Source organism: Streptomyces sp. NPDC053431, from assembly GCF_044544925.1.
Lineage (GTDB): Bacteria > Actinomycetota > Actinomycetes > Streptomycetales > Streptomycetaceae > Streptomyces.
Window position 1 is genome coordinate 35,605 of the sequence record NZ_JBITXX010000014.1, and the last position, 12,947, is coordinate 48,551.

Annotated in this window: 10 protein-coding genes and 1 riboswitch; of the genes, 2 read left to right on the top strand and 8 right to left on the bottom strand. The window is 70.4% G+C overall.

Annotated features, from left to right (window positions below):
* Positions 1 to 270 precede the first annotated feature (270 nt).
* Positions 271 to 1,041, top strand: a complete 771-nt coding sequence (locus ACIGXE_RS27830; RefSeq protein WP_399751615.1) for an ABC transporter ATP-binding protein — start codon at positions 271 to 273, stop codon at positions 1,039 to 1,041.
* A gap of 61 nt (positions 1,042 to 1,102) precedes the next feature.
* A complete protein-coding gene (locus tag ACIGXE_RS27835) occupies positions 1,103 to 3,631 on the top strand; it encodes an ABC transporter permease (RefSeq protein WP_399751616.1) in 2,529 nt (842 codons plus the stop codon).
* Between the two features lie 68 nt (positions 3,632 to 3,699).
* Here ACIGXE_RS27835 and ACIGXE_RS27840 read toward each other — a convergent pair whose 3' ends face one another.
* The 8 genes from ACIGXE_RS27840 to ACIGXE_RS27875 form a co-directional block, all read right to left on the bottom strand.
* A complete protein-coding gene (locus tag ACIGXE_RS27840; RefSeq protein WP_399751617.1) occupies positions 3,700 to 4,899 on the bottom strand; it encodes a phospholipase D-like domain-containing protein in 1,200 nt (399 codons plus the stop codon).
* Positions 4,900 to 5,013: 114 nt separating this feature from the next.
* Positions 5,014 to 6,342 carry a class I SAM-dependent methyltransferase gene (locus ACIGXE_RS27845; protein WP_399751618.1) on the bottom strand — a complete coding sequence of 443 codons (1,329 nt, stop codon included), beginning with the start codon at positions 6,340 to 6,342 and terminating at the stop codon, positions 5,014 to 5,016.
* A gap of 175 nt (positions 6,343 to 6,517) precedes the next feature.
* Positions 6,518 to 7,903 carry an NAD(P)/FAD-dependent oxidoreductase gene (locus ACIGXE_RS27850; protein ID WP_399751619.1) on the bottom strand — a complete coding sequence of 462 codons (1,386 nt, stop codon included), beginning with the start codon at positions 7,901 to 7,903 and terminating at the stop codon, positions 6,518 to 6,520.
* Positions 7,904 to 8,272: 369 nt separating this feature from the next.
* Positions 8,273 to 9,187 (bottom strand): exopolyphosphatase, encoded by a 915-nt coding sequence (locus ACIGXE_RS27855; RefSeq protein WP_399751620.1) that lies wholly within the window; start codon positions 9,185 to 9,187, stop codon positions 8,273 to 8,275.
* Positions 9,184 to 9,723, bottom strand: coding sequence for a DUF501 domain-containing protein (locus ACIGXE_RS27860; protein ID WP_399751621.1), 540 nt, complete (start codon positions 9,721 to 9,723; stop codon positions 9,184 to 9,186). The genes ACIGXE_RS27855 and ACIGXE_RS27860 overlap by 4 nt, the downstream gene beginning before the upstream one ends.
* A 38-nt stretch (positions 9,724 to 9,761) precedes the next feature.
* Positions 9,762 to 10,232 carry a septum formation initiator family protein gene (locus ACIGXE_RS27865; RefSeq protein ID WP_399751622.1) on the bottom strand — a complete coding sequence of 157 codons (471 nt, stop codon included), beginning with the start codon at positions 10,230 to 10,232 and terminating at the stop codon, positions 9,762 to 9,764.
* A 90-nt stretch (positions 10,233 to 10,322) separates the two neighbouring features.
* On the bottom strand, positions 10,323 to 11,609 hold the full coding sequence (gene eno / locus ACIGXE_RS27870; RefSeq protein WP_399751623.1) for a phosphopyruvate hydratase: 1,287 nt from the start codon (positions 11,607 to 11,609) through the stop codon (positions 10,323 to 10,325).
* Positions 11,610 to 11,979: 370 nt separating this feature from the next.
* Positions 11,980 to 12,669: a transglycosylase family protein gene (locus ACIGXE_RS27875; RefSeq protein WP_399751624.1), complete on the bottom strand. Its 690-nt coding sequence runs from the start codon at positions 12,667 to 12,669 to the stop codon at positions 11,980 to 11,982.
* A gap of 3 nt (positions 12,670 to 12,672) precedes the next feature.
* Positions 12,673 to 12,846: riboswitch (cyclic di-AMP (ydaO/yuaA leader) on the bottom strand.
* Between the last annotated feature and the right edge of the window lie 101 nt (positions 12,847 to 12,947).

Here is a 12,947-nt window from a genome sequence, read left to right on the forward strand (position 1 = left end):
GGGGCCCCTGGATTGACGGAAACTCGCCGCCTGATCGACGGGACTGTGTCACCTCGCCCCGCACGGCACCCTCACGTCTCCGGCACATCCCCGGCACACCCGTAAGGAGTCACCGGCTCAGGGTCGCCGTCATACCTCAGGATGACGGAGCACCCCGGTGGTCCGACTCGAGACTGCCCCGGGAACGGGCACGTGGACGGACGTCCGGCGCCAGAACGTTCGAAACGATGGAGTGGTTCCCGAGCAGCCGCAGTGACAGGAGTCGCCGTCGTGACCACCACCCCCACCGTGCCCCGCGCCACCGCGGTGGCCGCCCGCGCCACCGACCTCTCGAAGGTCTACGGACAGGGCGAGACCCAGGTGGTCGCTCTGGACCGGGTGACCGTGGACTTCCGGCAGGGCGAGTTCACCGCGATCATGGGCCCCTCCGGCTCCGGCAAGTCGACCCTCATGCACTGCGTCGCCGGCCTCGACTCCTTCTCCTCCGGCTCCGTCCGGATCGGCGAGACCGAGCTCGGCACCCTGAAGGACAAGCAGCTCACCCAGCTGCGCCGCGACAAGATCGGCTTCATCTTCCAGGCGTTCAACCTGCTGCCGACGCTGACCGCCCTGGAGAACATCACGCTGCCGATGGACATCGCGGGCCGCCGGCCCGACAAGCAGTGGGTGCAGCAGGTCATCGACATGATCGGCCTCTCCGGCCGGCTGAGCCACCGCCCCTCGCAGCTCTCCGGCGGCCAGCAGCAGCGCGTGGCCGTGGCCCGCGCCCTGGCCTCCCGGCCCGAGATCATCTTCGGTGACGAGCCCACCGGAAACCTGGACTCGCGCTCCGGCGCCGAGGTCCTCGGCTTCCTGCGCAACTCGGTGCGCGAGCTCGGCCAGACCGTCGTCATGGTGACCCACGACCCGGTGGCCGCGTCCTACGCCGACCGCGTCATCTTCCTCGCGGACGGCCGGATCGTCGACGAGATGCTGCACCCGACGGCGGACGGCGTGCTCGACCGCATGAAGGCCTTCGACGCCAAGGGCCGCACGAGCTGAGCCCCGGCCCCCCCGGGCCCCTCACCCGTCCTTCCGTCCCACCTTCCGTTCAGGACACCCCATGTTCCGTACCGCCCTGCGCAACGTGCTCGCGCACAAGGCCAGGCTGCTGATGACCGTGCTCGCCGTGATGCTCGGCGTGGCCTTCGTCTCCGGCACCCTGGTCTTCACCGACACCCTCTCCAACGCCTTCCGCAACCAGTCCGCCAAGAGCTACGACGACATCGCCGTCGCCGTCTCGGCCACGCCGGACGGCAAGGACCCGAACGCCGTCCCGGGCCTGTCCGAGCAGACCCGGCAGAAGATCGCCGCGATCGACGGCGTCGCCTCGGCCACCGGTCGCGTCAACGGCTTCGCCGGCGTGCCGGACAAGGACGGCAAGCTGATCGGCGCCGGCTGGTCCAACAAGGGCACCAACTTCGCCCCCGGCCAGGACGGCAAGGACAGCGCGTACTCCTTCACCTCCGGAGACGGTCCGGCGAAGGACGACGAGATCGCGCTGGACCGGGAGACCGCCGAGAAGGGCGGCTACAAGGTCGGCGACCAGGTGCGCGTCGCCACCAACGGCCCGGTCGAGACCTACACGCTCTCCGGTGTCTTCACCACCGAGGACGGCGCGGTGAACGCCGGCGGCAGCCTCGTCCTCTTCGACACGGACGTCGCCCAGAAGCTCTTCCTGCGCCCCGGCTTCTTCCAGGACGTCAACGTCGCCGGCAAGCCCGGCGCGGACGCCGGGAAGATCCTCGCCGCGGTGAAGCCGATCGTCGGCGACCACGCCGAGGCCCAGACCGGTCAGGCCCTCGCCGACCAGCAGGCCGAGGACATCGAGAGCGGGCTGAGCAACCTCAGCACGATGCTGCTGGCCTTCGCCGCCATCGCGCTCTTCGTCGGCGTCTTCCTGATCTCCAACACCTTCACCATGCTCATCGCCCAGCGCACCAAGGAGCTGGCCCTGATGCGCGCCGTCGGCGCCTCCCGCGGCCAGATCACCCGCTCGGTGCTGGCCGAGGCCGGCCTGGTCGGCCTGGTCGCCTCCGCGATCGGCTTCGGGCTCGGCATCGGGCTCGCCGCGGGCCTGCGCTCCGGCATGAACGCCTTCGGTCTGAAGATCCCGGCCGGTGACCTGATCATCGGTGGCACCCCGCTGGTCGCGGCCCTCGCCGTCGGCGTCCTCGTCACCATGGTGGCCGCGCTGCTGCCCGGCTTCCGCGCCGCGAAGATCCCGCCGGTCGCCGCCATGAACAGCGTCCACGCGGTGGCCACCACCAAGTCCCTGGTGACGCGCAACATCATCGGCGGCATCATCACCGGCCTCGGTGTGCTCGCCATCCTCGGCGGCGCCTCCACCGGCGGCGACAGCGGCCGGATGCTCATCGGCCTGGGCGCCTTCCTCGCGCTCATCGGCGTGATCATCCTGATCCCGCTGCTGGCCCGCCCGGTGATCGCGCTCGCCCGCCCGTTCCTGAAGCCCTTCGGCGTGGCCGGCGCGCTGTCCGGCCAGAACGCGGTCCGCAACCCGCGCCGCACCGGCGCCACCGCCTCCGCGCTCGCCATTGGCCTCACCCTCGTCACGGGTCTGTCGGTGCTCGGCACCACGGTCGGCTCGGCCGTGGACCGGATGACGACGGACCAGATCAAGGCCGACTACATGATCACCATGGCCAGCGGCGACGGCCTCAACCAGGCCGCGCTGGACGCGGTGCGCAAGACCCCGGGCGCCACCGCGGTCTCCCCGCAGCAGGCCGGCTGGCTGCAGGTGAAGGGCGACTTCACGTCCGCGTCCGGTGTCACCCCGGGTGACGTCGAGAAGGTGCTGAACCTCCGGGTGGTCGACGGCTCGCTCGGCTCGCTCGCCGACGGCCAGGTCGCGGTCGCGGACAAGACCGCCGACAAGAAGGGCTGGAAGGTCGGCTCGACGCTGCCGGTGGAGTTCTCGGACAAGAAGAAGGGCACCCTGAAGGTCGGCGCGGTCTTCGAGGACAGCGAGTTCGTCTCGCCGCTGGTCCTGGACGCCCGGATCCTCAACGTCCACGACCCCAAGCCGTACATCCCGCAGATCTTCGTGAAGATGGACGGCGGCCCGTCGGACGCCGCCGAGAAGGCCGTGACGAAGTCGCTCGGCGACAACCCGGCCATGACGGTGATGGACCAGAAGGACATCCGCGACCAGTTCGGCGGCATCATCAACATGATGCTGAACATCATGTACGGCCTGCTCGCGATGGCCCTGATCATCGCGGTGCTCGGGGTGGTCAACACGCTGGCGATGTCGGTCTTCGAGCGGCAGCAGGAGATCGGCATGCTGCGGGCGATCGGTCTCGACCGGCGCCGGGTGAAGCGGATGGTCCGTCTGGAGGCCGTGGTCATCTCGCTGTTCGGCGCGGTGGTCGGCATCGCCCTCGGCTCCTTCCTGGGCTGGGCGATCGGCGAGACGCTGCGGGACAGCCTGCCGGACTACGCGCTGGTCCTGCCGTGGGGCCGGATCGCGGTCTTCCTGCTCCTCGCCGGACTGGTCGGCGTCCTGGCCTCCCTGTGGCCGGCGCGCAGCGCGGCGAAGCTGAACATGCTGCAGGCGATCAAGGCCGAGTAGCGGCCGGAGGAACACGACGAGGGCCGGACTCCCCCGGGGGGAGTCCGGCCCTCGCGCGTGCCCGCGGGTCAGCTGCCCGCGCAGTAGCTCATCAGATACTGGTGGTTGGCCTTGAACTGGTCGTAGAGCGCCCCGTTGTCGATCTTCAGCAGGGTCTCGTCGTTGGCCCGCAGGGCGGGGTAGGTGTAGTTGTGGCTGCCGGTCCAGACGAGCTTCCGGCCGGCCACGCCGTCGTACGTGCCCTCGACCAGCAGGTACTTGGAGTGCAGCCCCGCCTTGGCGACGCCGGTGCCCCGGTCCTCGTAGCACTGCACGCGCTGGGTGAGCTTGCCCGAGATGATCGACTCGACGCCGGAGCTCATGGAACCGGGGTAGCCGTCGTGCGCGAGGATCACCGAGCAGCCGGCGTTCTTCAGGGCGACGAGCTTGCTCGCCACCTCGTCGCGGGTGAAGAGGTTGGCGGCCATCCGGATCTGGGTGCCGCCCGCGCAACCGACGTTGTCCAGGATCAGCTTGACCGTGTCCGTGGAGGCGTCGTTGTCGTACGTGGTGCCCGAGGCCTCCTTGCGCGGGAAGAAGTAGGCCTTGTACGGGCCGCTGGCCGGGGTCTTGTAGTAGTGGCTCACGCCGGCGGTCGTGGAGCCGTAGGAGAGCAGGTCGGCGAAGTAGTCCTGGTAGATGCCGTAGAGGCCGCTGTCGACGACGGTGACGGCGTTGTTGAACAGGTCGGTGCGCTGGACGCCGGTCATGTTGGCCGAGGTCTGCACGACGACGTCGCTCGCGCCGCCGGTGCTGGAGAACAGCCAGAACTTGTTGTGGTTGATGGCGCCGTCGGCGTCTCCGGGCAGCTGCCGGGAGCCGATGCAGCCGCGTCCCGCGGGGCAGGCGAAGACCCAGGAGCCCTGGGTGCGGTCGGTGCCGAGGCGGGCGGCGAGGCGGTCGTACTCGCCTCCGGTCATGGTGACGGAGGTGTGGTCGACGATCACCCTGACGTTCACGCCACGGCTCTTCGCGGTGCCGAGCGCGTCGGTCACGGAGTCGTCGGTGAAGGTGTAGAGCCCGGCGGTGATCGTGGAGCCGGCCGGAGCCCGGCCGATGAGGTCGACGACGTGGGCCCGGATGCGGTCCTGTGCCGTGGCGTCACCCGACGGGTCGTTGAAGGTGGCCGTGGTGGTGACCGGTGCGTCGGCGGCGCCGGCCGGTGACGGGACGGCGAGCAGGCCGACGGCGGCGGTCAGGGCGAGCAGGAGACGGGTCGTGCGGCGCAAGGTTCCCCCTCGAGACACGAGAACGGCATATACATGACAAACCGGACCCGCAAAGAACGGGGTGCCGGTCGTCGCCGGCACCCCGCCTACCCGGAGCCCGAAGCCCCGAACGTATCAACGGCCTTCGGAGGCGCCTCCCCCCGGTTCGCTCGGTTCGCTCCACACCCGCGACCGCAGCGGCAGCCCCGAGGCGCCCGAACCCGGCGTCCGCACCGCCAGGAACTGGTTCACCCCGATCCGGTTGCGCTCGAAGGAGAGCGCCGAGGCCGCCATGTACAGGCGCCAGATCCGCGCACGGCCCGGGGAGGTGAGCCGGACCGCCGTGTCCCACTCCGCCTCCAGGTTCCCCACCCAGCGGCGCAGCGTCAGCGCGTAGTGCTCGCGGATCGCCTCCACGTCCCGGACCTCGAAGCCGGCGTCCTCAAGGGTCGTCAGGGTCCGGCCCATCGGGGCCAGTTCGCCGTCCGGGAACACGTACGCGTCGATGAAGGGGTCCACCCGGTACGCCTCCTCGTCGGGCTCCGGGCGGCGCGAGATCTGGTGGTTCAGCAGGCGCCCGCCCGGCTTCAGGAGCCGGTACAGCGTGTCCGCGTACTCCCGGTACTTCACGGCGCCCACGTGCTCGGCCATGCCGATCGAGGAGATCGCGTCGTACGGCCCGTCGGCCACGTCCCGGTAGTCCTGGACCCGGATGTCGATCCGGTCCGTCAGACCCTCCTCGGCGATCCGCTTGCGGGCGAACGCGGCCTGCTCGCGCGAGAGCGTGACGCCGACGACCCGGGCTCCGTACTCCCGCGCCGCGTGGATCGCCATCGATCCCCAGCCGCAGCCCACGTCGAGCAGCCGGTCGCCCTCCTTCAGGCGCAGCTTGCGCGCGATCAGGTCCAGCTTGTCGCGCTGGGCCTCCTCCAGCGTCCCGCCGTCCGTCCAGTACGCGCACGAGTAGACCATCGACGGGCCGAGCACCAGCTCGTAGAAGTCGTTGCCCACGTCGTAGTGGTGACTGATCGCCTGCTTGTCGCGCCGCTTGCTGTGCGAGGCGCCGCTGCGTCCGCGCATCTCCTCCACGGGCGGCTTCGGCGGCGGGAAGGGGCCGGCCAGCTTGAACAGCGTCCTGACCGCCGCGCGCACCTTCGGGTCGCGCACCGCCTCCAGGGCGCCGCGCGACTCCTCGCCGCGCTCCCAGACGAAGCCGGCGAGCCTGTCCAGGACCTCGTAGAGGTCGCCCTCGACGTCGATCTCACCGGCCACCCAGGCCCGTGCCAGACCCAGCTCGCCCGGCTTCCACAGCAGCCGGCGCAGCGCCCGGCGCTCGCGGACGACCAGAACGGGGCCGCCCGCAGGACCAGCTTCGCTGCCGTCCCAGGCCCGCAGCCGCACCGGGAACTTCGCTCCCAGGACGTCCTCGGCAAGGGCGGTCAGCCGCGACGCGGCGTCGGCCATGGTGCAACACCTCCGTGATCCGGTGCCCCAGAAATGCTTGTCACCAGGAGAACACCGTCCGTAGGCGAAGCCATCCCATCCCGCGCGTAAACGCTGGGAAAAACACGCGAAGGGCCGTCCGCACCACGGATGGCGGACGGCCCTTTTACGGCCTTGCGTGTACTACCGGTACTGCTTAGGAGGCCTTGGCCTTCTCCTGCGCCGGGGCGGCCGGCGCGGGGGCGGGCTTGGCGGCCTCGTAGAACTCCTCGCGCGGCGTCTCCATGGCGCCCAGCGAGACGACCTCGCGCTTGAGGAACATGCCGAGGGTCCAGTCGGCGAAGACGCGGATCTTGCGGTTGAAGGTCGGCATCGCCATGCCGTGGTAGCCACGGTGCATGTACCAGGCGAGACGGCCCTTGAGCTTGATCTTCATCTTGCCCATGACGATCATGGCGACGCCCTTGTGCAGACCGAGTCCGGCCACCGCGCCCTTGTTGGCGTGGCTGTACTCCTTCTGCGGGAAGCCGCGCATGCCGGCCACCACGTTGTCGCCGAGGACCTTGGCCTGGCGCAGGGCGTGCTGGGCGTTCGGCGGGCACCAGGCGCGCTCGGCCGGGACGCCGGCCTTGATCGCGGCCAGGTCCGGGACCTGGGCGTTGTCGCCCGCGGCCCAGACGTAGTCCATGCCGTTGACCTGGAGCTTCTCGTTGCAGTCCACGTGGCCGCGGGGGCCGAGCGGCAGACCGAAGCGGGCGAGCGCCGGGTTCGGCTTCACACCGGCGGTCCAGACGATCGTGCTGGAGTCGACCTCGAGGCCGTTCTTCAGCACGACGTGACCGTCGACGCAGGAGTCCATGGAGGTCTCGAGGTAGATCTCGATCCCGCGGGACTCCAGGTGCTCCTTGCCGTACTGGCCGAGCTTGGGGCCGACCTCGGGAAGGATCTTGTCGGCCGCGTCGACCAGGATGAAGCGCATGTCCTCGCGCGACACGTTCTGGTAGTACTTCGCGGCGTCGCGGGCCATGTCCTCGACCTCGCCGATCGTCTCGGCGCCGGCGAAGCCACCGCCGACGAAGACGAAGGTCAGCGCCTTGCGGCGGACCTCCTCGTCGGTGGTCGAGTCGGCCTTGTCGAGCTGCTCGAGGACGTGGTTGCGCAGGCCGATGGCCTCCTCGATGCCCTTCATGCCGATGCCCTGCTCGGCGAGGCCGGGGATCGGGAAGGTGCGGGAGACGGCACCCATCGCGATGACCAGGTAGTCGAAGGGCAGCTCGTACGCCTCGCCGACGAGCGGCGCGATCGTGGCGACCTTGCGGTCCTGGTCGATGGTGGTGACCCGACCGGTGAGCACCTCGGCTCCGCGCACGACGCGTCGCAACGGGACGACGACGTGGCGCGGCGAGATGCTGCCGGCGGCGGCTTCGGGGAGGAAGGGCTGGTAGGTCATGTACGACCGCGGGTCGACGACCGTGACGGTCGCCTCCGCGTAGCGCATCTTCTTGAGGATGCGCCGAGCTGCGTACAGGCCTACGTACCCACCGCCTACTACGAGGATCCTGGGACGCTCCGTGGTGCTCATGCCATCGAGTATCCACCCCCTCCAGGGGGGTTGCTCGTGCGCCCCTTCACAAGCATCCGGGGGTCCTCTGCTACACTCCGCCGCCCACGTGACCCAGGTCATGGTCCAGCAAAGGAACCAGGGTGCGCGGGCGAACGTTGTTCACCCCTTGTGAACTGGCCCGGAGAGCCTTCCTTAACGCTGAACCAAGGGGCCCGTTCACACGATGGAAACTTCGAGCGAAGTGGCCTCCACACCTGCGAAAGGGCCCCGGGGAACCCCTCGGAGGCCCCAAAGGCGCTCCTCGGGCTCCCACAGGGCCCTTTCTCTTGTGAAGAACTTCACGAACTTTCTCGCCATGTGGTCATGGCCGGGGTCGATAGCTGCCCGCTATGCGACGGATAGGGCGATCCCATCGAGGATGTCGTGCTCGCTGACGACGACCTCGGAGGCCCCCGTCCGCTCCATGATCTCGACCAGGACCAGCGCGCCGGCGATGATCACGTCCACCCGGCCGGGGTGGATGACCGGGATCGCCGCCCGCTCGTCGTGCGTGGACCGCAGCAGCCGCTCCACCACCGCGTCGACCTGCGCACGGGAGATCCGGGAGTGGTGGATCTCGGTGGAGTCGTACTCCTGCTGCCCCAGCGCGACGGCGGCGACCGTGGTGACCGAACCGGCCAGGCCGACCAGGGTCTCGGCCTCCGTGATCGGCACGGTCTCGGCCGCCAGGTCCAGCGCGGCCCGCACGTCGGCGCGGACCGCGGCGATCTCCTCGGCGGTCGGCGGATCGTGGCGCACATGCCGCTCGGTCAGGCGGACGCAGCCGATGTCGACGCTGCGGGCGGCCTCGACGTGCTTGTTGCCGACCACGAACTCGGTCGAGCCGCCGCCGATGTCGACGACCAGCCGCCGGTCGTCGCCGTGCAGCTCGCCGGTGGCGCCGGTGAAGGAGAACTCGGCCTCCTGGTCGCCGGTGATGACCTCGGGCTCGACGCCCAGGATCTCGACGACCCCGCGCACGAAGTCGTCCCGGTTCTCGGCGTCACGGGAGGCGGAGGTGGCGACGAAGCGCAGCTTCCCGGCGCCGAACTCCTCGATCACCGCCGCGTACTCGCGGCAGGCGGCGAAGGTGCGCTCCAGCGCCTCGGGCGCGAGCCGGCCGGTCCGGTCCACGCCCTGGCCGAGCCGGACGATGGTCATCCGCCGGTCCAGCTCGATCAGTTCGCCCGTCTCGGGGTGCACGTCCGCGACGAGCAGGCGGATGGAGTTGGTACCGCAGTCGATTCCGGCGACCCGGGTCACTTCTGCTCCTCGTCCTCGTCCACGCAGGGGGTGACGCAGGGACCCTTCGCCCACCACTCGGGCAGCATCGCGAGCGCCTCGTCGCCGAACGGGTTCACGCCCGGGCCGGCGACCAGCGAGTGCCCGACGAGCACGTGCAGGCACTTCACCCGGTCCGGCATGCCGCCGGCGCTCGGGAAGCCCTCCAGCACCTCGATGGCGTCACGGCGTGCGATGTAGTCCTCGTGCGCGGCCCGGTAGGCGGCGGCCAGCTCCGGGTCGGTCGCGAGCCGGGCCTGCATCTCCTTCATGACCCCGTTGGCCTCCAGGGTGCCGATGGCGGAGGCGGCGCGCGGGCAGGTCAGGTAGTACGTGGTGGGGAACGGCGTGCCGTCGGGGAGCCGGGGCGCGGTCTCGACGACGTCCGGGTTGCCGCACGGGCAGCGGTGCGCGATGGCGCGCAGGCCGCGGGGCGGCCGGCCGAGCTGGGCCTCGAACGCGGCGACGTCCGCGTCGGTGGGCTCGGTGCGTTCGGTCTGCGGAGGGGGCGTTTCCATGTCTGCCTTGCTCGGGGTCTCGGGGCGTGGTGACGACTCTACGGGCGGTCGGCGTGGTCCACGCCGTCCCACAGGTTGTCGTACCAGGGGCGGTCCGTCGCGCCCTGGTCGGTGCGGGGCCGGTGCTCCGCGTCGGGGTCGTTGACGGTGAAGCCGGTCTCGCCGGGCATCACGTAGTGCAGGTGCTCGCGGGCCAGCCGGCGCACATAGGCCGGGTCCTGGAGGCGGGCCTTCTCGTCCCGCAGCTCCTCGACCCGGCGGGCGGCCTCGGCGGCCTTGCGCTCCTGGTCGGCGATCTCGCCCTGCTGGGAGACGTACTGCCGCATCGGGTAGGCGAGCGCCACCACCAGCGAGCAGACGACGAGGGCCAGGAAGGCGGCGCGGCCGGTGAGCCGGGAGCGGCGCGCCTGGCGGCGGGTCTGGGAGCGGTAGACACGGGCGGCGGTCTGCTCGCCGAGCAGCCTGATCCGGGTCGCGGTCGAGAACCGGTCCCGGTCCTTCACGGCCATGTCGTGCGCCTCCCCTGGTCAAACGTGCGTCCCCGCACACGGTACGGGACCGAGTGCGGGGACGTACGGAAGCTGCCGCTACGGAGAGGCTCAGCCCTTGAAGCGCGGGAAGGCGCTGCGGCCGGCGTAGACCGCGGCGTCGTCGAGGATCTCCTCGATGCGCAGGAGCTGGTTGTACTTGGCGACGCGCTCGGAGCGGGCCGGGGCGCCGGTCTTGATCTGGCCGCAGTTGGTGGCGACGGCGAGGTCGGCGATGGTGACGTCCTCGGTCTCGCCGGAGCGGTGGGACATCATGCACTTGAAGCCGCTGCGCTGGGCGAGCTCGACGGCGTCCAGGGTCTCGGTCAGCGAGCCGATCTGGTTGACCTTGACCAGGAGGGCGTTGGCGGTGCCCTCCTCGATGCCGCGGGCCAGGCGCTCCGGGTTGGTGACGAACAGGTCGTCGCCGACCAGCTGCACCTTGGCGCCGAGCTTCTCGGTGATGACCTTCCAGCCGGCCCAGTCGTCCTCGAACAGCGGGTCCTCGATGGAGACCAGCGGGTACGCGGAGACGAGCTCCTCGTAGTACTCGGTCATCTCGGCGGCCGAGCGGGACTTGCCCTCGAACTCGTACGAGCCGTCCTTGTAGAACTCGGAGGCGGCGACGTCGAGCGCGAGCGCGATGTCCTTGCCGGGCACGTAGCCGGCCTGCTTGATCGCCTCGAGGATGAGGTCGAGGGCCTCGCGGTTGGAGCCCAGGTTCGGGGCGAAGCCGCCCTCGTCGCCGAGGCCGGTGGAGAGGCCCTTGTCCTTCAGGACCTTCTTGAGGGTGTGGTAGACCTCGGTGCCCCAGCGGAGGGCCTCGGAGAAGGACTCCGCGCCGATCGGGGCGATCATGAACTCCTGGATGTCCACGTTGGAGTCGGCGTGCGAGCCGCCGTTCAGGATGTTCATCATCGGAACGGGCAGCAGGTGCGCGTTCGGGCCGCCCAGGTAGCGGAAGAGCGGGAGGTCCGAGGCCTCGGAGGCGGCGTGCGCGACGGCGAGGGAGACGCCGAGGATGGCGTTGGCGCCGAGCGAGGACTTGTCCGGGGTGGCGTCCAGGTCGAACATCGCCTGGTCGATCAGACGCTGCTCGGTGGCGTCGTAGCCGACCAGCTCCGGGCCGATCTGCTCGATGACGGCGAGCACGGCCTTCTCCACGCCCTTGCCCTGGTAACGGTTGGGGTCACCGTCGCGGAGCTCGAGGGCCTCGAACGCACCGGTGGAGGCACCGGACGGCACGGCAGCACGGCCGGTGCTGCCGTCGTCGAGGCCGACCTCGACCTCGACCGTGGGGTTGCCTCGGGAGTCCAGGATTTCCCGGGCTACGACGACGTCGATGGACGGCACGAGCATCTCCTTCTGGGATGTGACGCTGGTTGTGACGCATGCGGCAAGGTCTCGTTCGCCTTGCGACAAGAGCCTAACCGGCTCGGGGGCTCCGGCCAGCCGGGCGCCCGCCCCCTGGGACGAAAAAGGACCCGAGGGCAGGTATCTGGGGACGAAACGCCCCGGATCTACCGGAGGGTAACCACGTCGGACCGCCTGGAGCGGCGCCGTGAAGGCGGGTGGAGCCGCGCCATGGAGGCGGGTGGAGCGGCGCCGTGGAGGCGCCTGGAGCCGCGCGCCGTGGAGCCGCGCGGAGCGGAGAAACCCCGGTCCGGAGCGCACGGGGGAAGGGCGCTCCGGACCGGGGTGGTCACTCACCGCGGGAGGGTCGGCAGGCTCACTTGAGGTGGAGCTGCTGGCCCGGGTAGATCAGGTCGGCGTTCTCGACGACGTCCTTGTTCAGCTGGAAGAGCTTCTCCCAGCCGCCCTTGACGCCGTGCGCCGCGGCGATCTTGCTGAGGGTGTCGCCGGCGACGACCTTGTACTCGCCGTCGCCCTTCTTGACCTTCTTGCCGGTCGGGGTGGTGACGGTCTTCTTGGACTCGCTCTTCTTCGGCGCCTGGCGCTGCTCGCTGCGGGTCGCCGGCTGCTCGGTGGTGCGCTGCGGGGCGGCGGGCTTCGGGGCGGCGGTCTCGGCCGAGCCACCGTCGTAGGCGGCGCTGGACAGGCCCACGCCACAGCTCGGCCAGGCACCCTTGCCCTGGCCCGCGAGGACCTTCTCGGCGACGGCGATCTGCTGCGACTTGGAGGCCAGGTCGGCGCGCGCGGCGTAGGCGGTGCCGCCGTACGCGGCCCAGGTGGAGTTGGTGAACTGCAGGCCGCCGTAGAAGCCGTTGCCGGTGTTGATGGACCAGTTGCCGCCCGACTCGCACTGGGCGACGGCGTCCCACTCGGAGGCGGTGGCGGCCGAGGCGGTGCCGGCGGTCATCAGCGGGGCCGCGACGGCGACGCCGGCGACACCGGCGAGCGCGACGACACGGGTGACCTTGGCGGCACGACGGTGCTTGCCCTTGCCGGAAAGCAGCATGGAAGTTCTCCTCACCGACGCCTGCGAGGTGAGCTGTCGGGTTCGGGCGAGTGAGTTGCCCGGCCGCGTGACCTTGCACGCGGCTCCACCCCTAGCCGGTCGCCGGCCGTCTGTCTCAACGGCCGGGGACGGCACCTACCTTGGGTCCCCCGCTCCTGCCTTCGGCGCTTGCGCGACGACTGTTCCCTCCGTCCGGCGGCAGGATTCGGCGTACCGGTCGGTGGGGCCCGCGGTGGCGAGCGGTCACGACCGTAGACACAGACCCCGGGGAAGTTCAA